Annotated in this window: 23 protein-coding genes; 9 read left to right on the top strand and 14 right to left on the bottom strand. The window is 31.4% G+C overall.

The features are described 5' to 3' along the window. The first annotated feature begins 55 nt into the window (after positions 1-55). Entirely contained in the window at positions 56-457 is a 402-nt protein-coding gene (locus tag J5E45_RS10405; RefSeq protein ID WP_039069353.1) for an Lrp/AsnC family transcriptional regulator, read from the top strand. Positions 458-1,376: 919 nt separating this feature from the next. Here J5E45_RS10405 and J5E45_RS10400 read toward each other — a convergent pair. Beyond that, a complete protein-coding gene (locus J5E45_RS10400) occupies positions 1,377-2,021 on the bottom strand; it encodes a metal-dependent transcriptional regulator (RefSeq protein WP_017722623.1) in 645 nt (214 codons plus the stop codon). 120 nt (positions 2,022-2,141) lie between these two features. Between J5E45_RS10400 and J5E45_RS10395 the strand changes: the two genes are divergently transcribed. From J5E45_RS10395 to mntC, 3 genes are read left to right on the top strand one after another with little or no spacing between them, the layout of a single operon-like run. Then, complete coding sequence (locus J5E45_RS10395; protein WP_039069354.1) at positions 2,142-2,864, top strand: metal ABC transporter ATP-binding protein; 723 nt, start codon at positions 2,142-2,144, stop codon at positions 2,862-2,864. Between the two features lie 25 nt (positions 2,865-2,889). Continuing rightward, complete coding sequence (locus J5E45_RS10390; RefSeq protein ID WP_080750311.1) at positions 2,890-3,723, top strand: metal ABC transporter permease; 834 nt, start codon at positions 2,890-2,892, stop codon at positions 3,721-3,723. After that, a complete protein-coding gene (mntC, locus tag J5E45_RS10385; protein WP_039069356.1) occupies positions 3,720-4,649 on the top strand; it encodes a manganese ABC transporter substrate-binding lipoprotein MntC in 930 nt (309 codons plus the stop codon). The genes J5E45_RS10390 and mntC overlap by 4 nt, the downstream gene beginning before the upstream one ends. A 608-nt stretch (positions 4,650-5,257) precedes the next feature. Here mntC and J5E45_RS10380 read toward each other — a convergent pair. The 9 genes from J5E45_RS10380 to J5E45_RS10340 form a co-directional block, all read right to left on the bottom strand. Further along, entirely contained in the window at positions 5,258-7,309 is a 2,052-nt protein-coding gene (locus J5E45_RS10380; RefSeq protein ID WP_069792755.1) for a cation:proton antiporter, read from the bottom strand. Positions 7,310-7,634: 325 nt separating this feature from the next. Continuing rightward, entirely contained in the window at positions 7,635-8,081 is a 447-nt protein-coding gene (locus J5E45_RS10375; RefSeq protein WP_017722629.1) for a Na+/H+ antiporter subunit G, read from the bottom strand. Beyond that, a complete protein-coding gene (mnhF2, locus tag J5E45_RS10370) occupies positions 8,056-8,358 on the bottom strand; it encodes a Na+/H+ antiporter Mnh2 subunit F (RefSeq protein WP_039069358.1) in 303 nt (100 codons plus the stop codon). The genes J5E45_RS10375 and mnhF2 overlap by 26 nt, the downstream gene beginning before the upstream one ends. Further along, entirely contained in the window at positions 8,355-8,837 is a 483-nt protein-coding gene (mnhE2, locus tag J5E45_RS10365; protein WP_029377794.1) for a Na+/H+ antiporter Mnh2 subunit E, read from the bottom strand. The genes mnhF2 and mnhE2 overlap by 4 nt, the downstream gene beginning before the upstream one ends. Beyond that, positions 8,837-10,339: a Na+/H+ antiporter Mnh2 subunit D gene (gene mnhD2 / locus J5E45_RS10360; RefSeq protein ID WP_069792756.1), complete on the bottom strand. Its 1,503-nt coding sequence runs from the start codon at positions 10,337-10,339 to the stop codon at positions 8,837-8,839. Before mnhD2 ends, mnhE2 begins: the two co-directional genes overlap by 1 nt. After that, a complete protein-coding gene (gene mnhC2 / locus J5E45_RS10355) occupies positions 10,329-10,676 on the bottom strand; it encodes a Na+/H+ antiporter Mnh2 subunit C (protein ID WP_039069360.1) in 348 nt (115 codons plus the stop codon). Before mnhC2 ends, mnhD2 begins: the two co-directional genes overlap by 11 nt. Beyond that, positions 10,673-11,098 carry a Na+/H+ antiporter Mnh2 subunit B gene (gene mnhB2, locus J5E45_RS10350; protein ID WP_017722634.1) on the bottom strand — a complete coding sequence of 142 codons (426 nt, stop codon included), beginning with the start codon at positions 11,096-11,098 and terminating at the stop codon, positions 10,673-10,675. Before mnhB2 ends, mnhC2 begins: the two co-directional genes overlap by 4 nt. Continuing rightward, the gene (locus tag J5E45_RS10345; RefSeq protein ID WP_069792757.1) at positions 11,085-13,481 is read right to left on the bottom strand and encodes a DUF4040 family protein; all 2,397 of its coding nucleotides are present in this window, start codon (positions 13,479-13,481) and stop codon (positions 11,085-11,087) included. The genes mnhB2 and J5E45_RS10345 overlap by 14 nt, the downstream gene beginning before the upstream one ends. Positions 13,482-13,504: 23 nt before the next feature. Continuing rightward, positions 13,505-14,056 (bottom strand): tyrosine-type recombinase/integrase, encoded by a 552-nt coding sequence (locus J5E45_RS10340; protein WP_039069362.1) that lies wholly within the window; start codon positions 14,054-14,056, stop codon positions 13,505-13,507. Between the two features lie 146 nt (positions 14,057-14,202). Here J5E45_RS10340 and sroA point away from each other — a divergent pair, with 146 nt between their 5' ends. Together sroA and J5E45_RS10330 are read left to right on the top strand one after the other, a co-directional pair. Then, the gene (sroA, locus tag J5E45_RS10335) at positions 14,203-14,409 is read left to right on the top strand and encodes a sigS mRNA-stabilizing protein SroA (RefSeq protein ID WP_039069363.1); all 207 of its coding nucleotides are present in this window, start codon (positions 14,203-14,205) and stop codon (positions 14,407-14,409) included. Positions 14,410-14,423: 14 nt separating this feature from the next. Then, on the top strand, positions 14,424-14,642 hold the full coding sequence (locus J5E45_RS10330) for a DUF2922 domain-containing protein (RefSeq protein ID WP_039069364.1): 219 nt from the start codon (positions 14,424-14,426) through the stop codon (positions 14,640-14,642). Between the two features lie 126 nt (positions 14,643-14,768). Here the strand turns inward: J5E45_RS10330 and J5E45_RS10325 are convergent, their stop codons facing one another. Further along, a complete protein-coding gene (locus J5E45_RS10325; RefSeq protein WP_039069365.1) occupies positions 14,769-15,017 on the bottom strand; it encodes a hypothetical protein in 249 nt (82 codons plus the stop codon). A 223-nt stretch (positions 15,018-15,240) separates the two neighbouring features. On the opposite strand from J5E45_RS10325, the gene J5E45_RS10320 reads away from it, so the two are divergent. From J5E45_RS10320 to sarA, 3 genes are all read left to right on the top strand, one after another. Further along, entirely contained in the window at positions 15,241-16,170 is a 930-nt protein-coding gene (locus J5E45_RS10320) for a DMT family transporter (protein ID WP_208182167.1), read from the top strand. A 117-nt stretch (positions 16,171-16,287) separates the two neighbouring features. Then, positions 16,288-17,223: an efflux RND transporter periplasmic adaptor subunit gene (locus J5E45_RS10315; RefSeq protein ID WP_208182166.1), complete on the top strand. Its 936-nt coding sequence runs from the start codon at positions 16,288-16,290 to the stop codon at positions 17,221-17,223. Positions 17,224-17,587: 364 nt separating this feature from the next. Continuing rightward, complete coding sequence (gene sarA, locus J5E45_RS10310) at positions 17,588-17,962, top strand: global transcriptional regulator SarA (RefSeq protein ID WP_017722642.1); 375 nt, start codon at positions 17,588-17,590, stop codon at positions 17,960-17,962. Between the two features lie 247 nt (positions 17,963-18,209). Here the strand turns inward: sarA and J5E45_RS10305 are convergent, their stop codons facing one another. The 3 genes from J5E45_RS10305 to J5E45_RS10295 all read right to left on the bottom strand — a co-directional run bounded on the left by J5E45_RS10305 (position 18,210) and on the right by J5E45_RS10295 (position 20,706). Next, complete coding sequence (locus tag J5E45_RS10305) at positions 18,210-19,010, bottom strand: alpha/beta fold hydrolase (RefSeq protein WP_069792759.1); 801 nt, start codon at positions 19,008-19,010, stop codon at positions 18,210-18,212. Between the two features lie 203 nt (positions 19,011-19,213). Then, positions 19,214-19,924: a hypothetical protein gene (locus tag J5E45_RS10300; protein WP_039068849.1), complete on the bottom strand. Its 711-nt coding sequence runs from the start codon at positions 19,922-19,924 to the stop codon at positions 19,214-19,216. Positions 19,925-20,199: 275 nt separating this feature from the next. Further along, positions 20,200-20,706: an SA0570 family protein gene (locus tag J5E45_RS10295; protein WP_039068851.1), complete on the bottom strand. Its 507-nt coding sequence runs from the start codon at positions 20,704-20,706 to the stop codon at positions 20,200-20,202. Between the last annotated feature and the right edge of the window lie 230 nt (positions 20,707-20,936).

The raw sequence follows: 20,936 nt of genomic DNA, 5'->3' as shown, positions 1-20,936 counted from the left end.
TAAATTTCAAAGAGTTTTTGGCTAAATACTTGAAAAATGAAAGTGAGTGACAAAAATGGACGAATTAGATAAAAAAATAATTAGCGAATTAAAAAATAACAGTAAAATTTCAATGAAGAATTTGGGAGCAAAAGTAAACCTAACTGGTCAAGCAACTACAAATAGAGTGAAAAAATTAGAAGATGACAACATTATTACTGGATATACTATTGATTTAAATCAAGAAGCATTAGACTGTAAAGTTCACGTATTCATTAATATCTATACACATAAAATATCGCATAATTCATATCTTGATTTTATTGAGAAAGAAAGCATTTTTGTAATGAATAACTATAAAGTTATCGGCGACCCATGTTATCTTTTGGAATGTCGTTTTCCAAATAGCGAATGCTTAAATTCATTTCTAGAACGATTAAATAAACACGCAAACTATAATGTTCTAATGGCGATATAAAACTTCATCTCAAAATTAAGCATGGTTTTTCACTATAATTAAAACTAAAATAATTACCAAAGTCATTATTCATAAAACTATTTTTTATGAACACAAACGACAATCATCAGAAATTTATATGACTAAGTAAAATGATATTTCACTATTCATATTGTTGTTTTTAAAATTCACAACAGTATAAATTAGCAAGGCATGTAGGGAAATTTTTTAGTCGTTAGATTATGTCCCTTTCATGTGTATTACTTCTTGTCATCACCAAATTTTCTTTTTTTGACTGTACTATTCAATAGAAACTAATTCAAATCTAGAAATGTTTTCATATAATTATTTCTTTTTTAATATTGACAGTTATTTATTTCAACTCCAGCGAAAACAACACTAACCTAAGAACAAAAGCATATCAATGGAATGCGCATATAAAAAATCTCACCAAATTTTTCATATTTAATGTCTACTTTGGTGGGATTATATAATCATTGGTAGTCTGAGCGCCTTCATAGATAAAACACTTCCGTATGATTCATTTTAAATGAATTCAACGAAAGTGTTTTTATTTCATTCCCACTATTTGGGGTCAGTTCAACTATCATCTAAGGTTTGTCTATTTGTATAATTATTTTTTAATAGCAGTGATATTTTTGATCAAAGTTGGCTCTTTTATCAATTGATTTATTCAACATAATAAACACCAACACTGTTTAATATATATTATAATCTTTTTAGTGTAATATCGGCAGTGATTTTGGCCGACTCCTGCGAGATGATTACTAGTCGAAGACTTCATGCTAAGGCAGTACCCGCGGAAACGTGCATAAAAAAACTGCCAACAAAGTCGGAGAATTTGTCGACAGTCTGAGCACCTTCATAAAATGAAGGTGCTTTTTTGAAAGTAGTATATGTCTAAGCTCAATTAGCATTATTATTTTTCTGCATAGATATGTGCAGCGTTATCATAACTCAATACCGTAACTTGGTCACCTTTTTTAACGATAATCACTTTGTTGGTATCATCTCTATTGATAATTTCTATTTGCTCGTCTATTAAAATTGCTTTACTTGATAAATAAATTAATAAGTCCGTTCTATCGCGTACCCTTTTAATTGTTACTATATCACCAGTTTCAAAAGATAATAGATTCGTTGTGTATAGTTCTTTATATTGATTTTCTCTTGGTATCACGCCCCCATGAGGACATGTTATTGGATAATCCAATAATTTATCTAAACGATCAACAAACAAATGAGATACTCTATGTTCCAGCACCTCTGCTTCTTGATGCACTTCTTCCCAATTATATTGCAAAATTTTTATTAAAAATAATTCCAACAAACGATGACGTTTAATTATATCTAATGTATAAGTTAAACCCGTTTCAGAAAGTTTTACACCTTTATAAGGTTTTGTTTCTACATAACCCGACTTTTCCAAACGATTAACCATTTCACTTACAGAAGGTGGTTTAATGTTTAAATATTGGGAAAGTGTTTTGTTTGAAACGAAAGAATGGTCACCATCATGCGTTAAAATTGCTTTTAAATAATCTTCCTTTTCTTCAGTTAGCATTATCTCACCTCTCAAGTCATTCACCTTATTGTATCACGAATCGACTTGACACGCTAAAAGTTCATGGTATATTATGAATGAAATTAGGTTAACCTAAAAATATTATTAAGGAGGATGAATATGTTAGAAATTGAGAATTTAAATCTTACATTAGGGAATAAACATGTACTACAAAATGTTAACTTATCCATCCCTATTAATGGCGAAATAATCGGGATTATGGGTCCTAATGGTGCTGGGAAATCATCTTTAATTAAATCTCTTATCGGAGAATTTAAATCAACAGGCAAAGCCCAATTAAATGGTGATCCCATACAAAATGATTTGAAATCTATAACTTATATCCCACAAAAAGCACATATTGATTTAGATTTTCCTATCAATGTGGAGCACGTGGTTATGTCAGGTGCATATAAAGATATAGGATGGTTTAAATGGGTAAATTCCGAAACTAAAAAAAGATTAAATCAATTAATGGATACCTTAGAGTTAAAAGATTTACGTCACCGTCAAATTTCAGAACTAAGTGGTGGGCAGTTACAACGTGTACTCGTCGCTCGTGCTTTAATGACTGATAGCATACTTTATTTATTAGATGAGCCCTTTGTTGGTATTGACTTTCACAGTGAACAAATCATTATGTCACAATTACGCATTCTAAAAGAATCCGGAAAATTACTGCTCATTGTACATCATGATTTATCAAAAACTGATGAATACTTTGATCGCGTAATCCTTTTAAACAGAAATATTCGTTATTTTGGGGACAGCACAACTGCTATGAAACCTGAGCATTTAAACAACACATTTATAAGTGCTCCGTCACAACATGAAACTGCTTAGTATTTTAGAAAGGACGTAACTTATAATGGAATTTTTTCAACAATTACTCGATTATAAATTTTTGAGCAATGCCCTAATTATTTCAATCGTTGTAGGTATTGTTTGTGGAACAGTTGGCTCTCTTATTGTACTTAGAGGCCTTTCACTAATGGGAGATGCAATGAGCCATGCCGTATTACCAGGCGTAGCGTTATCATTTTTATTCAATATACCTATGTTTATTGGTGCTTTAGCAACCGGCATGGTCGCAAGTATTTTTATTGGTTTTATTACCAAGAATAGTAAAACCAAATCCGACGCAGCCATTGGCATTAGCTATACTGCATTTTTAGCTTTAGGGATTATCTTAGTTAGTTTAATCAATAGTACAACCGATCTTTACCATATTTTATTCGGTAATTTACTCGCAGTTACGCAAGTCACATTCTGGTCAACTATCGTTGTTGGAGTTTTAGTAATGATATTAATTATTGTTTTTTATAGACCTTTAATGGTTTCAACATTCGATCCAGTATTCAGCAGAATGAGTGGCTTAAATACAACGTTAATTCATTACTTTGTAATGTTATTATTATCGCTCGTAACTGTTGCAAGTATTCAAACTGTCGGTATTATATTGGTGGTAGCTTTACTTATCACACCAGCATCTGCTGCATTTTTAATTTCTAAAAAATTACATACGATGATGATTGTAGCTAGCCTAATTAGTACTATAAGTGCCATTGTCGGGCTATATTTCAGCTACGTTTATAACATCCCTAGTGGTGCAACGATTGTGTTCTTTGCATTCTTAATTTATATCATTATTTTTGCTTTAACTAAATTAGAACTTTTTAAAAAGAGAGGACAACAAACATGAAGAAAATACTATCTATCGCTTTAATATTTTTACTATTTTTAGCAGCCTGCGGTAACGGAAAGAGCGACTCAGGTGCAAATTCAAACGAAAAATTAAAAGTTGTAACAACAAACTCTATTCTATATGACATGGTTAAAAACGCTGGCGGTAAAAACGTTGAAATTCACAGTATCGTACCAATAGGTCAAGACCCACATGAATACGAAGTTAAGCCTAAAGATATTAAGGCGTTAACTGATGCTGATATCGTTTTTTATAACGGCTTAAACTTAGAAACAGGAAATGGTTGGTTTGATAAAGCCTTGTCTCAAGCTGGTAAGTCAACAAAAGATGACAGTGTAGTAAAAGTATCTGAAAAAGTAAAACCATTATATTTAAACGATGCTGAAGGCGATGAAAGTAAACAAGATCCACATGCTTGGTTAAGTCTAGAAAATGGAATAAAATATGTAGAAACGATTAGTGAAACATTATTAAAACATGATAAAGAACATAATGATGATATCAAATCACACAGCAAAGATTATATCGCTAAATTAGAAGAATTAAATAAAGAAAGCCATGAAAAATTCAATGATATACCAAAAGACCGCAGAGCAATGATTACTAGTGAAGGAGCATTTAAATACTTCTCTAAACAATATGACATCACACCAGGTTATATTTGGGAAATTAACACTGAAAAACAAGGCACACCAGAACAAATGAAACAAGCGATTCAGTTCGTCAAAGATCATGACTTAAAACATCTTCTAGTTGAAACAAGTGTAGATAAGAAGAGTATGCAAAGTTTAAGTGAAGAAACTAATAAAGATATTTACGGTGAAGTATTTACTGATTCAATTGGTCAAGAAGGATCAAAAGGTGATTCTTATTACAATATGATGAAATCAAATATCGAAACTGTGCACGGCAGTATGGAATAAATGGTTTGGGCTATTAACCTAGATAATAGGTGAATAGTCCCATGCCGTACAGCTTTCCTCCTAATTGCGTACGGCATGGTGGTATTCAAGCCTTAAATCATCTCCCTAACTCCATCAATGGTTGGTTCCTCCCCCCATTGATGGAGATTTTTATAATACGTGGTACTAAAATAAAGCAAATAATTATACATATGCTAAATTAAATAATAGATTTCATAGAAAAAACACCTCCGTATGATTCATTTTAAATGAATTTAACGAAAGTGTTTTTATTTCATTCCCACTATTTGGGTTCAGCGCCAGTTCGCCTAAGGTTTGTTTATGATTGTATAGTTATTTTTCAAAATAGAAATAATCTTTCAGATTAAAGTTAGCTCTTTTATCAATTGATTTATTCAACATAATAAACGTAACACTGTTTAATATATTATAATCTTTTTAGTGTAATATCGGCAGTGATTTGAGCCGACTTCGGCGGGAAGATTACTAGCCGAAGACTTCAGGCTAAGGCAGTGTCCGCGGAAAGCATGCATAAAAAACTGCCAACAAAGTCGTAGACTTTGTCGACAGTATAAGCAGATTCTATCATTGGAATCTGCTTTTTTAACTTAATCCGTTAGACTATCCACAATAATCATTTCATCGTAGTTTATTGCTTCACGGATTTTTAGTGCTGTTACTTCACTTACTTCTTCATCTTCAACAAGTTGATTTAAGATACGACGTTGCTCTTTAAGTGCAAGTAATTTAATTTTTGTTATTGAGTTTTCATTTTTAGGATTAAAGAAATTAGAAGGTGTTAAGTTATCTATACGAAGAAGATAGCTATCACAAATCATACCGACCTCTAATTTATTATCTTCAGTTGTTTCTTTTGCTAAGCGACTCACAACACGGTAGTGAACTGTACGCATTACATTTGAAATCTCTTGTAAGTTATCAATTATTGATAACGGAGATGCCGCATTAGTTTTCACTCTATATTTAATTCTTCTTTTTAAAAGCATTGCCCTGAATTCAACTTTTATACGTTGTATTAATGAAGCTTGTTTATAAACTTGAGTACGTTCTGTGTAACGCATATAGTTGTCTAATACGTTAGTAGTAATATCACCGTTCTCAACTAAGTTATTAAGTGTATGGTTCTCTACATCAAATGCTAATTTTTGTAACCTTTGCAGTTCTTTAGTATTTTCATCTTCATTTTCAACAGTTCTTAAGAAAGCCAATTTATCATGATAATCCTTAATCACGTTCCCATATTGAAAGCTAGATTCTACCGAAGACCTTTGGTTTAAATTATCTATAACTTTCTCTAAAATATACACTCGTGCTTGTTTAAAATTCATACCTACAACTTTAGGTTTTTTAGCATTCGGAGTAACAACAGGAAGTACAAATTGTGCCACAACCAAACTAATGATAACCATACCTGAAGCTATAAACAATAGATCATCTCTAAAAGTAAACGAATGATGGTCTGCAAGCATATAAGGCAATGTTAAAGCAATGGCTAAAGAAATCGTCCCATGAACACCACATAAAGTCATTATAAAGGCATACATCCCACGTTTAGGCGGGGTTTCCTTCACTTTTGTTTCATCTTCATTATATGAAATCATTTTTTGGAATGGACTCACTGGTAAATAAAAATATGGATATAAAACAAAAACCCATAAAAATCTAAATAAATAAATAGCTAAGGCGATTAAACATGTTACTACTATTAAGAATATTAAATTATGTGGTTCGTTTTCAATAATACGCCCCACCACTTCCGGTATTAAATATCCTAAAATAGAAAACACAAAACCGTTTAAAGCATATCCCAAAATATTCCAGGTATGGTTATAGCTCATTTGTAACCTTGTACGTGCTTGAGCGATACGGTCACGTTCAAAACCATGAACTAAACCAGCAATTACTGCTGCAATAATACCAGAAGCATGGAACATTTCTGCCACGATATAAGTTACAAATGGCGTGACTAACTGAATAAACGTAAACATATTAATATTTTCAATACCACGACGAGATAGCGTTACTCTAAATCTAACAAGCGCAACGCCTATGATTAACCCTACGACAAATCCACCAATTGAAGAGATTAAGAACTGTTCAATAGCGTTAATCATCGAAAAGCCACCTGTAATCAGTGCTGCTACAGCAATTTTAAAGGATATGATACCTGCAGCATCATTTAAAAGCGACTCACCCTCTAAAATTGTCATAGAACCCTTAGGTAATACTTTTCCATTAGTTATAGCTTGTACGGCGACAGCATCAGTTGGACATAGTATCGCAGCTAATGCAAAAGCAGCTGCCATCGGTAATTCTGGCCAAATCCAATGTACAAATAACCCTACTACTATAACTGTCGTTACTACTAAACCTAACGCCATCATTAAAACTGGTTTTATGTACCGTCGCAAATGGACACGTGAAACTTTAACACCCTCAACAAACAGCAGCGGTGCAATCAAAGCGACCATAAATAGTTCAGAATCAAATCGGAACTCAACGGGAATTGGAGTTACATACAATAACATACCTAATATAATTTGAATAAACGCCAATGGTACTTTAGGAAGTATTGTGTGTACCAACGAACTTACAATAACAAGTGCTAAAAATATAAGTATCGTTTCAAATATTTGCAAGGTTTCACCTCTTTTCAACATAATTATTCATTCATAATCATTGAGGTTGAAACATAAAATAATATTGTTTTTAACTGAACATATCGTGTTTCAAACTCTTACTCATCAAATACTAAATGTTTTTTTTCTTCCCCAATTCGATAATTAATTTAAAAATTAACATAATTACAAATATATATTATTTTATCATTTTATTGACTATCACTTAAACGTAATGCACCTAAAAACTATAATTTTCTATTTTAAAGTATAATTACAGTTAATTACGCCATTTGAAACAAAAAGACACTTCTTAAAATATGAGAAGTGTCTCCTTATTAAAAAATTAGTAATCGTGTTCTTTTTCATACGTTTTTCTTCTGCGTTCTTCACGCTCATGTGCACGCTTTTTCAATTGTTCAAATGTGTTATTCTCAGTAGCGCTCAATAAAATATTAGTTTGTCTAGGCGCATCGCTTTTTCTATACATATACGCGCCAGTACGGTACGCCGCACGAGAAATTAAGTGTCCCCCAACAGGAGATGTTAAATTAATAAACACTAAAGCGAGAATAAGTCTTACACTTAAATAACCTTGTGACGAAATAAAATAGATGATAACGCCTACCAGCGTCAATAATACAGATAACGTTGAACTTTTCGTTGCGGCATGACTACGTAAAAAGACGTCTTGGAATTTAATTAAACCAATGGCACTAATTAAGGCTATAATACTTCCTAAAAATATCATAAAAGCTGCAATAAGGTTAACGATTTCGCTTGTTATTTGCATTGAAGACGTGCCCCCCTTCTATAAATCTAGAAATTGACACTGTACTTACAAAGGAAATAATGGCGATGAGTAATATCGAGTCTAAGAATGAAAATGTGCCGAACACAATGCTTAGCAATCCTACCATCGACATTAAAATGGCACTGGCAGCATCAAATGCAACCACTCTATCTGCAGTAGTTGGCCCCTTTATTAATCTAAATAATGTTAGTAATAACGCTATGCCAAATAATATCAATGCACTCGTAATAAAGAAATCTATTAGATATTCAATCATTCTGCCACCTCCAATATGAGTCCTTCATATTGTCTGATACTTTTCAGTAATTTTTGCTTTTCTTTATCTGAAACGTCAATGGCGTGTATAAAGAACTTTTGCTTTTCTTTGGAAATCCTAATAACTGTGGAGCCGGGCGTGATAATGATTAAGATTGTTAGGAATGATACTTCCCAGTCTGTATCCAACGTCGTTTCATAAGTTACTAACCCAGGATTTAAGTCCTTTGTTTTAAATAAAATATAATTGATTGTCGTCATACTTGAAGTAATTAACTGATAAAGATAAACAGCTAAAAACTTGATACTGACCCAAACTTTTTTCAAGTAAAATTGTTGGCCAAAGAAACGATGTAAAATATAAATAACCAATAAACCTATAAGGTAACCTGCAAAAAAGGTCGAAATTTTAAAAGAATCTTCATCTTGAAAAAGGACCCATAAAAAGGCAATGACGATATTAAGTAAGACTTGTCTCATTATTCATCCTCCTTCATTAAATGAGGATTAACCATTTTTTCGAACAATCCATCATCCATATTTAAATGCGTCGCGTCTTCAGTTACTTTAAATATTAACGGTGCCGCAATACCCATTGCGATAATCGTTACTACTAAGATTCCTATGAGTGCCTTACGATATTGTGGAATTTTTTTAAATACAATTGTTTTGCCTCTTTGTTCATTGCCGAGATACATCACAAAGAAAATTCTAAATAAACTAAACATTGCTATTAAACTTGTAATAATCATCAGTGATAAACCAATGTAGTTTCCATTTTCAATTGCCCCTTCAAAAATGAACACTTTACCAGGGAAACCACTTAATGGTGGTACTCCACCAATAGCTAGTATCATCACAACAAACGCTACACCAAAGAACGGCTCTTGCTTAGCCAATCCATTTAAACTTCTATATTGTCTATAACCCGTCACATATACTAAGCTACCAATAATAAAGAATAGTAACGTTTTAACTACGATATCATTTGCTAAATAGAAAATCGCGCCGTTTACACCAGCAAAAGTATTCGTTCCCAATCCTAAGATTACAAAACCAATTGATAGTATAACCTGGTATGCTGCAATTTTTTTAATATCTTTATAGGCAAGTACGCCAAAAGCACCTATAAGCATTGTAATACAAGATAAAAAGACTAATAATGGGTGTGAGATTCCATGATGTTCATCAAAGATAAGCGTAAAGAAACGAATTAAGGCGTAAGCACCAACTTTAGTCATTAGTGCTGCGAATAGCGCTGCTAACTCTGTATTTAGTACCGCATATGCTTTAGGTAACCACATAAATAATACTAACGCAGCTTTCGCACCAAATGCGATTATGAACACCATAGAGACAATTACGATAGCACTCTTGTCACTCATTTCATTCAGTCGTTGAGCTACAAGCGTGAAGTTTAATGTACCTGTTAATTTGTATAATAAACCAATGCCTAATAATAACAACCATGAACCTAAAATATTTAGGACGACGTAGATAATTGCAGCACGTAATTGCTCTACAGATTGCCCTAATGTAATAAGTACGAATGAAGCTAATAACATCACTTCAAACATAACATAGATATTGAATAAATCTGCAGTTAGAAACGAGCCTATTACGCCGACAGTTAAGAATAAAATAAAACTAGGTAAATAGTAACGTATCGCTCTTTTCTCAGTTCGCCCAAAGCCGTATGCCATAATTAGTGTAACGACAAAACTTGAAGTTACAACCAACAATAAACTTAAGGAATCTCCAACAAATTGAATACCATACGGTGCTTTCCAACCACCAAAATCTAATGCAAGCGGTTTGTTATACATTACATAAATGAGCAATGCTAAGGAAACTACGGTGGTAAAAGCCATCGTACCAATTGAAAAGATTCTAGATAACCTACTATGCGTACGAATGAATACTAATCCTAAACCACAAATAGCTGGTAGTAGTAATGGTAATATTAATAAATTACTCATCATTATCGTCATCACCTCTCAGTACATCGATTTCATCTTCTTTAGTTACACGATATGTTCTATATACAAGTACTAAGAGAAAGGCAGTCATTGCAAAGCCAATAACTATTGCAGTTAATACAATAGCTTGTAACAAAGGATCCACAAATTGCTTACTTCCCTCACCAATTAAAGGTTCAACCATGTCCCTGCTATATTTACCCATACTCATAATAATTAGATTACCAGCATGCGTGTAAATTGAAATTCCAATAACAATTCTTATTAAATTGACTGATAATATCATATACGTTCCAATAAATATTAAAAAGCCAATGACCATTAATAAAATTAAATTCATGAGCGACCACCACTAATTGAAAGCATAACTGTAACAACTACACCAACGACTGATAATACGATGCCCGCTTCAAATAGTGTTACAGTTGATAAATGAACTTCTCCTAACAACGGTAATTGCACATACGCATCTGTTTGGTAAAGGAACGGTTTACCAAAGAACATAGGTACAACTGCTGTAATGAATGATAATAAAGAGCCACAAATCATTAGAATTCTAAAATCTAATGGTAATGCAACCAAAACTTGTTTAACGTCGAAGGCCAAAAACATCAATAGAAATGCTGAACTAAAAACGAGACCGCCAATGAAGCCACCGCCTGGATTATTATGCCCGGCTAAAAACAGATAAAATCCAAAAGTTAACAATATAAATACGACAATCTTCGTTATCGTTCGTAATACAACATCATTCTCTTTCATCTTGACCCCTCCGTTCTTTAAAGTTAAGTAGTGTATAAATACCTAAACCAGCTATGATTAGCACCATGCCTTCAAATAATGTATCTAAAGCACGGAAATCACCCAGTATTGCATTTACAATGTTTTTACCACCTGCTAAATTATAAGCATCATGATAAAACGTTGAAATTGTAGGCATTGAATCACTTTGTTGAGCGATAAATACTAATGTCACGACAATCACTGCCATCAATAATGATACGACTATTTTAACTGCTTCACGCTTTTTGTGTACTTTTGCACGTGGAACGTTTGGCAATCTTGAGAAACTAACGATAAACAGAATCGTAGTAATCGTTTCTACCACCAACTGTGTTAACGCTAAATCTGGTGCTTTCATTAAAATGAAGAAAATTGTTACACAATAGCCGATAATTCCGTTGAGTATAACCATTGTTAAACGTTGACGAATAAATGTTAAAGCTATACCGAGCACGAACACAACGATTAATGTAATTACTTCTATTGGACCAAATTCACTGACATGAATCTGTTGAACATCTGGGAAACCTGCTTGAATAATCCCATAAATGACAACCATACTAAATATTAATAAAGTTAATGTAATATAATGATTTAAACGGTTATTCATTAAAGTACGGATACCATAACCAGAATAATGTTCAAATTGATTATACGAACCTAAATATAAGTCTGTGATTGATTTCACTTTAAACTTATTAGCATAGTTTTTCCAATTTATTTTAAAAGCCATTGTAAATCCGACAACTATTACAATAATGCTTAAAATCAGAGGCAAATTAAAGCCATGCCACTGAGCAATGTGTGGCGCCACATTATCTACTTTTTCTCCAATTGTGATACTTCGTAACGCCGGTAAAATCACATGATGTCCAAAAATATTTGGTACAAAAAAGATAACCGGTAACAAAATCATCATAATTGCAGAAGGTAGAGTAAATATAAAAGGCTCATGAGGTGATTTGATTGGTAAATCTGCTTTTTGATAATCTCCCCAGAACACTTCCTTAATCATGTAAGCTGAATATATCAATGTAAAAATACTTGCTAAAACTCCAATAAATGTTATAACTATTGTTAATGAAAGGTTAAATTGTGGTAGTTCAACCGCGCTAACTAAGCCATCAAAGAACATCTCTTTACTAAGGAATCCATTTAAGAATGGTATACCAGCCATAGATAATGCTGATAGTAACATAACGATATGTGTGATTGGAAAGGCTTTTCTCAAACCAGACAAGCGGCGGATATCTCTCGTACCTGTTTCATGATCAATAATACCTACACCCATAAATAATGCACCTTTAAATAGTGCGTGGTTCATAAGATGGAATAATGCTGCAAAGAGGATAAATCCATATGCCTCAGATAATGCACCGGTAGGATGTTGTGCAAATCCACCACCTAAACCAACCATAGCAACAATCATACCTAATTGGCTTATTGTTGAATAAGCTAAAATAGCTTTCATATCAAACTGTCTCGTTGCATTAACTGCTCCAAAGCTCATCGTGATTAGACCAACAAATGTCACACAATAAATATAAAAATCACTCAATCCTAATAATGGTGTAAACCTAAATAGCAAGAAAATACCCGCTTTAACCATAGTTGCAGAGTGTAAATATGCGCTCACCGGCGTAGGTGCAGCCATTGCTTTAGGTAACCATATATGGAAAGGAAACTGTGCTGACTTTGTAAACGCACCAATTAAGAATAATATAACGATAGGTATAAAAAGATTACTTTCTGCAATCTTATCGCTCTGTTCAATAATAGAAGATATTGAATTCGTACCTGTTACAGTATAAATCATGATAAATCCTACTAATAAAGCAAGTCCACCAAATACAGTAATCATAAATGATTGAATCGCGCCAAACTGACTTTCACCTTTACTATACCAATATGCAATTAATAAAAATGAAGAAACACTAGTCAATTCCCAAAACACGTACATTAAAATTGTATTATTTGCAGTAACTACGCCTAACATGCTAATCATAAAAAGTAATAAATATATATAAAAACGTGGTAAATTATCATGTTCTTTTGATAAATACTGCATAGCATAAAAGAATACTGCTAATCCAATAAGTGAAATCAACAAGCTAAAGAATAAACTTAAACCATCTAGTCTAAAATCTATATTGATATCTAATAGTGTAAGCCATGGTATTTTTACAGATACAAAATGGCCGTGCATTACTTGTGGTAATTGCCATAGAAAGTATATAGAGGCAACGAGGGGTGCTAAGAGTGCAATATGACCTGCAAATCTTTGGATTTTAGGTGTAGCCATTGTTACTAATAAAAGTAACATTATTAAAAATAAAGCTCCAAGTAGATAGACTAAACTCATCGTATTCCCCCTTTAATTATAATTTATAAATTCAAAGCTATTGTGGTATTACTCTTCTTTGTAGAAATACCTATAAATTTCATCGTTTCATAAGTAGTTTGATGACCTAGGTATTTTTGAATAATTGATATGGAAATACCTGATTGATAAGCATGATATGCAAATGTTTTTCTTAATGTGGTCAAACCGATATGTGGCATGCCTAAGTCACTAGCAGCCGCATGTATAATTCGGTACGCTTGTTGCCTCGATAAACCTTTAAACGTTCTATTAGATTGAAACAACAATTGATCTTCCTTTAGGCCTTCCTCATTTATATATTCAAGCAATTCATTTCTTAAATCATCAGGTAATTTAATATAAATATTAGGTGCATGGTCTTCAAGCCAATATAACTTTATATGGTCATTGGATTCTTTAATATCATTCACACATAAATTTAATAATTCAGATAGTTTAACACCAGTATGTATCGCAAATTTAAATAATAAATAATCTCGTCTAGACTTACAACCCAACACTTTATACATTGATTTAATTTCTTCAATATCCCTAATAGGATCTACTTGATTCATATTTCCACCTCTCACACCATAAATGTTTCTTATTTAATGATATATGATATTTATGTCACATGGAAGTGTTTAATACAAATTTTTTGAAATTTTTTGACCGTTTTGCTACTCGCAGTCGATATATATAGTGAAAGGAGGTTATTAAGATGAATAATATAAGCCAACTCGCAGTCACATTATCGCGTACATTGTTCGACAAAAATGGTAAAGCCAGTCAGTTCAAGCGTCATTTTGCTAATTTAAACACAGACGTAAAACCCGAACAACTTAAAAGTTTCAAATCTATTATCGAACAAATCACTGGAGAACGTTTTGACAAACTTGAAGTCATTAAGACAGAAACAATTAATTAAGGAGGAAACAAAGTATGTCTCAAACATTAGAACTTATTTTCAATGATGCTGTTAACAAGACGGTCAAATTACAAATACCCAAAATCGAGCATTTTATAAACGAATCCGCTGTAAAAGAAGGCATGACAAAATTAATTGATTTGGATATTTTAAGACCGAAGTCAGGTATCCCTAAAACAGTACACGCTGCACAAATTATAGACAAATCTACTAAACTCATATTTGAAAATTAAATATAATACAATCACGTAATAGACTATATTTAAAAACATTACGTAAAAAGGCTTGAAACAAATAGTTTCAGGCCTTTTTTACTACCAAATAATAAAGCTCATATATTATATCAACTAACTACTTTTCTATTTTAATCTATCATTATCTCTCAAAGGTCTTAGCCTAACGGTATCACCAAAAAATATCTTTTTTTTACCCAATTTTTTACACATTGAATAATTATCATATACTTCAACGATTTGAGCTAAATTTTTATATGTCCGTCTAGGATTTAACACTTCTATAAATTGATTCTTTTTTATTTGATCGTTACTGCCTGCGCTAACAAAAAAAGTTTCCTCATCTAAAAGACGAATTATGGAAAGTTGTTTCAATATCTATAGTCACTCACTTCTGCATTTACATTCATTAAACAAAATACATTAAATTTGTTATTTTTTATGATACAAAAAACATCAATATACGTATTTTATTATACTTTGTTTATTGTGTACATTATTTTCTCTGATATATACACATTTCTACTCCAAATTTAAATGTATGCATACATTAATCTTTCCTTTATAATATAGTTATCTTGAAGGAAAGCGTGATTTAATGATTCTTTTATATATCATTGGTATTGTTGCAGGTATGGTAGTACCATTTCAAACTTCAATCAATTCTAGGTTGAGTTTATATACAAAATCTTCATTCTATGCATCAACAATCTCATTTGCAACAGGAACTATTTTTCTAATTTTAATTAATCTAATTATTAATCCCGATGTTTTTACAGGCCAATTTTATAGCAACCAGTCATTGAATTATCAATGGTTTGTTGGTGGTATGCTTGGTGTTATTTTCTTAACAGGAAATCTATTACTTTTACCACGTTTAGGAGCTTCCTTAACAGTCGTTATGACGGTAGCAGGTCAAATTATAATGGGCGTGGCGATTGATAGTTTTGGGTGGTTTGGCGCCGATAAACAACCTTTTACTTTATTAAAAGTGTTAGGTATCCTCTTTTTAATTTTCGGGATCCTTCTTATGAATTATGTCCGACGAAATCCCAAAGACAAAATACAGTCTTCAACAGTATATATATGGCTTATTATCGGATTTATGTTTGGGTTCTGCCCGCCTATCCAAACAGCTATTAATAGTGCGTTAGGTCAGCAACTACATTCATCAATCATGGCCTCGCTCATATCCTTTACAGTTGGAACTATTGTATTGTTTATTTTGACGCTGATATTTAACAAAAGTCTTAAAGTTACCACTTTCAATAGTAAAGAAGGTAAGTTAAAACCTATTTATTCTATCGGTGGTATATTAGGTGTAATCTTCGTAACAACAAACATTATCTTAATGCCACATTTAGGTGCTGCACTGACAACGATTATTGTTATGCTAGGCCAAATGTTGATGGGTATCATCATAGATCATTTTGGCCTCTTAGGTACAAACGTTAATAAAATAACGCCACGCAAAGTTTTAGGGATTATAGCCATCATGATTGGTATTATATTACTAAGATTATTTTAAAATTGTAATAGTGCATCATTTACTTTTGTCAAACTGTAAATGACGCACTTTTTTTATAGCAATTTGAGTCTTTTTCACTGTATAATCAAACCATCTTAACAACACGAGGTGACCTTATTGCGAAAAATTTTTATATTACTTATATTATTAGGAATATTAGGTAGTATTGCACTATCCTGTTGGTTCTATTTAAAATCTATCCCCTCTAATCAGACCCATCCCCATATAGAAACTATTAAAATTAAGTACGAATCCCCCTATCACTTTTTAGGCATACAGCAACCTACCCAAATAACCAAACTATTCTTAGAAACAGATAAAGGTTATATTCATAATTGGTTTATCAAAAACAATGATACTGTAAAAAAACACCAACCGCTCTTTGAATATTATAATCCTGCCATTGAACGCCTTATCACTGACAAACAAAAATATCTGTCACATTTAAAACGTAAAAGTCCTCAATTACAATCATTTATTACTAATGAAATTACTCGCACACAAACAGAAATTGAATCATTACAATCAACGTTGCGTACTGTTATTTATGCGCCCTTTGAAGGTGAAATTCAAATGAATCAAAAATTTCCTACAAAAGATAAAGAACTTATTCTGCAAATTTTTAATTCTAATGCTATAATCAAATCTGTTGTTTCTGAATCACTTATAGCACAATTGCATGAAAAAGATAAAGTATTGCTTAAAGACGAAAATCAGAAAAGCTATACTGGTGAAATAACATATATTGCTAAATTACCTGTACAATTCGATGCTAAAGCTAAACACTCACAATATAATGTAGAAATTAGCACTAACTTAAATTCATTACATGGCAAGCATTATTATATTGAAAAACCTAATAAAAAAATTGTAATACCAAAGTCTGCAATATATGATAATAAATTTGTTTTCTTACAAAGAAATAAAAAAATTATTAAACGGGTTATCAAATCACAAAATATGGGTAATAAAAAAGATGTATTAATTCTTGATGGTTTAAATCAAGGAGACATAATCGCTAGAAACGTTGATACAGTAGTGTCTAAAAATTAGAAGTGCACAGTATAAATAGTAATTGTCTTTAAATACAAAACGCTTATTTACTATTTTTATCAAATCACGGCAAATTGAAACGAAGATATATTAATTTCAATTCAATCATTGGTATGTATAGAATTGAATTAATATCTGAAATCATTTACGTAACGCTTAAACAGTTTTTTGTTTACTTTCTATTTTTATTTAGTTATAATAAACTAAATAATAGTGGTTTTAATATATTTTACCCAAATATAATTAAGCCATAGATTATGATAAACTCTTTGTTTTACACTTTGAATTAAGACAAATAATTATACAAAAATATTTTTAATATGTATATTTGATTGGGCATATAGAATTAGGGAGGAATAATAGGATGGCTATCACCAAAATCAATGATTGTTTTGAATTATTAGCTATGGTTACTTACGCTGATAAATTAAAAGGTATTATCAAAAAGGAATTTTCTGTAAGTTTTGAGGAGTTTGCTGTATTAACATATATCAGCGAACACGAAAGTGAAGAATATTATTTGAAAGATATTATTAATCACTTAAACTATAAACAACCTCAAGTTGTTAAAGCAGTTAAAAACTTATCACAAGAAGATTATTTCGATAAAAAACGTAATGAACATGATGAAAGAACTGTATTAATTTTAGTAAACACGAAACAACGTAAGAAAATTAATGAGTTATTATCACGTGTTAATGACCGTATTAAAGCAGCAAACGACGATAACGAAGTATAAACTTTTACTTTAAAAAAGATAATCAAGAAATTTTATTTACTAAATGTATTTCTTGATTACTCTATCTAAGTATATTTGGTAAAAAGAAACTTATAGCGCTTGTTAGAAGCGTTTATTCTATGTAAATCAGTATACGCTAATACAAAAATAAGCTTGAGCCATAATGATTTATGGCTCAAGCTTATTTTTGTATGCATCGTAATTTAAAATGTTTGCAATTAAAATGAGTATCAAAAATATTACTTTACTATTTTTGATACTCTGTAGCATTTATAAAATCACTATAAACAGCTAAAAAATACTTCGGTTCTTCTATATGAGGCGCATGGCCAGAATGTTCAAATTCTATCATTTGCAGTGAACTAAACGCATAATGGTACTTTTCTAGTACTTTATTAGAAATTAACGGATCATATTTCCCATTAATAATTAATGTAGGTGTATCCGTATTTTTAATAACAATATCTTTATTAAATACTGGAAATTGCATTAACGCACGTGTTGCTACAGCACTATCTTCAGCAGTCTGTCTGCTATAAATTAATTGTTTTTGAAACCATCTTTTTGCCTTTTCTTCTTCTTGATACATATAAGGTAACAATAAAATGAGCGATTCGGACTTATCAAAACCTTCAATTTCATCTTGATGTTCAATCATCAATTTATTTAACCCATGTACGCTATCAATTAAGTTACAAGCTATCAATGTCAGTGTCTTTACCATCGAGTTATATCTATCATTAAAATGCTTTGCAATTAAACCACCCATATCATGCCCAATAATATGTGCAGTTGAAATATTTAACTTTGCCATCAATTCCTTTAGATCTTCTACATGATCATCTAAATTAAATGAATTGGGTTTAGATGATTTACCGTGACCTCTAACATCGTAAACAATAACTTCGTAATGTTGTTTTAATTCATCTTTCAAAGCAAATAATGAAGCCATATTACCATCGAGTCCATGGATTAATATAATAGGAAAACCTTGACCCTCTCGGATGTATGCAATCTCGTTGTTACAGTTTGTTACTAATTTTTTCATTATGGGTCACCTCCCCTTACAAAAATAATATACCCCTTTTTTAAAGTGCGTATGCTACATTTTTTATTTTTAATTTTTTTATAAACTGGCATGGTTTATAAACGCTTTAGATGCAATAAAAAACACGTGCTATTTTGTGGTCATAAGACTTCAATAAATTAGCACGTGTTTCAGTTCATTTTAAAAAAATGTAAAAATTTATATTAGTTTCGTGAAGAAATTCGAATAGTGTAATATATAATCACTATAAGTAGTAATATCCAAATAACAATAGATGCAATTTGCGTAATACTTGAGTTACTTATCATGGCATCTATGGTTTTTTGGCATAACAATAAACCTATACCTGTAAATTCTAACCGTCTAAAATATAGACCCGATATACTAAATAAAATACCGATAAAAAATACAGCTTGATGGGCATAAATTGTTACAGCAACAATACCTAAATTGATATTGAAGCCTTGTAAGATGACTAGAACCATAGATACAACAGCGACTACTAAGCCTATAACCATTTCGAATTTATTACTATATAGATAGTTTTTCCAATCAATCCTTAAATATATAAAAATTGAAATTGGTAAAATCACTAGACAATAAAAAATAGAAGTACCCGTAGCTGCTTGGAACGGTACATATTGTTTATCATATAAATAAGACAACAAAATAAAATTTACAATAAAGAATATGATGGGATTTAATTGTAAAGTGAATAAATTACGTTGTATGGTTAATATAATTTCAGCTGGTGATTTACGTCTATATTCTATATAATCTTCATCTTTTGCCTCTGATTTTTTTAAATCTTTTTTTAGTTTCTCTTTAATATCGTCTATTAAATTGGGAGAAAGACCTTTATGAGTAAAATAGTCGTTTATATTTTCTACTAAAACTTTGTCGTTAACTCTCATGATCGGCTCCTTTAAATCATTTTTAAAATTTATGTAATGACTCATTATTTTTAAATCACTAAAATGGCGTAACCTTTAATTCAGTTAATAATCTCACATTACTCTCTATTTTAACAATAAATTGAGGCTAAGACATTAATAAATGTCTTAGCCTCTCAATTAATATTGGCAGTTTAAGCGCCACTTTAAAGAACCACTTTTTAAAGTTACACTATTCAACCGTTAAAATGTTAATTCGCTACCACACAATTCGTTAAAATATTACAAAGTAAATATTATTCTCCCATATCTATACGATATAGTTTGATATCTTTATCACTTGGAGATGCAGAACTAAATTGATAAGATAGTTCGTCATCTTGTACATAGCCAAAGTTACCAGTCACATCATTATAATGCTCACGTGTAACAGCATTTTTACTTACCTGTGACTTAACATCTTTATATGTTGGGCCATTAGTATCATTGTAACTCATGGAAACACGAATGATTTTTCCTTTGTTTTTCTTACCGTCTGCCGTCACAACAAGCACACCGTTGTCTTTTTTAAATTCATAATAATGTTCATTACCATCTGGACTATATGAATAAATTGGGGCATTATTTTCACTCAATACGCTTTGTATAGAAGCACCTATTTTAGCACCTTCTAGCGTTGTATCTCCCTGTTGAAGTGATTTAACACTTTGGATAGAGTTACCTGACGCTGCTTCAACACTACCTGTACTAAATCCAGAGATCGCTAAACCTGAAATTAGGGCTGCTGCAAATAATTTTTTCATAAGCACTCTCTCCTTCTGTCTATATAAGTTATCTTGTGCTTATCTATATTGTACTATAAATGTTACTAAAATAACAGTAGTATTACAAAAAGATTACAAAAAGATGTTCCGTTGTAATCAAAGTAATAATAATCTTCCAATATTCTAACTTATATTATTAATTATTAGATAAATCGAATCATATCATTTCTGTGATTCTTCACCGACAAAGCTTCACATATTTTTTATTC

Origin of the sequence: Staphylococcus shinii, from assembly GCF_017583065.1 — a bacterium.
GTDB lineage: Bacteria > Bacillota > Bacilli > Staphylococcales > Staphylococcaceae > Staphylococcus > Staphylococcus shinii.
The sequence above is the reverse complement of the archived record's forward strand: the minus strand, read 5'-3'. Positions and strand labels throughout refer to the sequence as shown.

What these genes read in the sequence shown, in the direction of transcription:
- J5E45_RS10405 (WP_039069353.1), top strand. Translation starts at nt 56, where the DNA reads ATGGACGAATTAGATAAAAAAATAATTAGCGAATTAAAAAATAACAGT.
- J5E45_RS10400 (WP_017722623.1), bottom strand. Translation starts at nt 2,021, where the DNA reads ATGCTAACTGAAGAAAAGGAAGATTATTTAAAAGCAATTTTAACGCAT.
- J5E45_RS10395 (WP_039069354.1), top strand. Translation starts at nt 2,142, where the DNA reads ATGTTAGAAATTGAGAATTTAAATCTTACATTAGGGAATAAACATGTA.
- J5E45_RS10390 (WP_080750311.1), top strand. Translation starts at nt 2,890, where the DNA reads ATGGAATTTTTTCAACAATTACTCGATTATAAATTTTTGAGCAATGCC.
- mntC (WP_039069356.1), top strand. Translation starts at nt 3,720, where the DNA reads ATGAAGAAAATACTATCTATCGCTTTAATATTTTTACTATTTTTAGCA.
- J5E45_RS10375 (WP_017722629.1), bottom strand. Translation starts at nt 8,081, where the DNA reads ATGCAAATAACAAGCGAAATCGTTAACCTTATTGCAGCTTTTATGATA.
- mnhF2 (WP_039069358.1), bottom strand. Translation starts at nt 8,358, where the DNA reads ATGATTGAATATCTAATAGATTTCTTTATTACGAGTGCATTGATATTA.
- mnhE2 (WP_029377794.1), bottom strand. Translation starts at nt 8,837, where the DNA reads ATGAGACAAGTCTTACTTAATATCGTCATTGCCTTTTTATGGGTCCTT.
- mnhD2 (WP_069792756.1), bottom strand. Translation starts at nt 10,339, where the DNA reads ATGATGAGTAATTTATTAATATTACCATTACTACTACCAGCTATTTGT.
- mnhC2 (WP_039069360.1), bottom strand. Translation starts at nt 10,676, where the DNA reads ATGAATTTAATTTTATTAATGGTCATTGGCTTTTTAATATTTATTGGA.
- mnhB2 (WP_017722634.1), bottom strand. Translation starts at nt 11,098, where the DNA reads ATGAAAGAGAATGATGTTGTATTACGAACGATAACGAAGATTGTCGTA.
- J5E45_RS10345 (WP_069792757.1), bottom strand. Translation starts at nt 13,481, where the DNA reads ATGAGTTTAGTCTATCTACTTGGAGCTTTATTTTTAATAATGTTACTT.
- J5E45_RS10340 (WP_039069362.1), bottom strand. Translation starts at nt 14,056, where the DNA reads ATGAATCAAGTAGATCCTATTAGGGATATTGAAGAAATTAAATCAATG.
- sroA (WP_039069363.1), top strand. Translation starts at nt 14,203, where the DNA reads ATGAATAATATAAGCCAACTCGCAGTCACATTATCGCGTACATTGTTC.
- J5E45_RS10330 (WP_039069364.1), top strand. Translation starts at nt 14,424, where the DNA reads ATGTCTCAAACATTAGAACTTATTTTCAATGATGCTGTTAACAAGACG.
- J5E45_RS10320 (WP_208182167.1), top strand. Translation starts at nt 15,241, where the DNA reads ATGATTCTTTTATATATCATTGGTATTGTTGCAGGTATGGTAGTACCA.
- sarA (WP_017722642.1), top strand. Translation starts at nt 17,588, where the DNA reads ATGGCTATCACCAAAATCAATGATTGTTTTGAATTATTAGCTATGGTT.
- J5E45_RS10305 (WP_069792759.1), bottom strand. Translation starts at nt 19,010, where the DNA reads ATGAAAAAATTAGTAACAAACTGTAACAACGAGATTGCATACATCCGA.
- J5E45_RS10300 (WP_039068849.1), bottom strand. Translation starts at nt 19,924, where the DNA reads ATGAGAGTTAACGACAAAGTTTTAGTAGAAAATATAAACGACTATTTT.
- J5E45_RS10295 (WP_039068851.1), bottom strand. Translation starts at nt 20,706, where the DNA reads ATGAAAAAATTATTTGCAGCAGCCCTAATTTCAGGTTTAGCGATCTCT.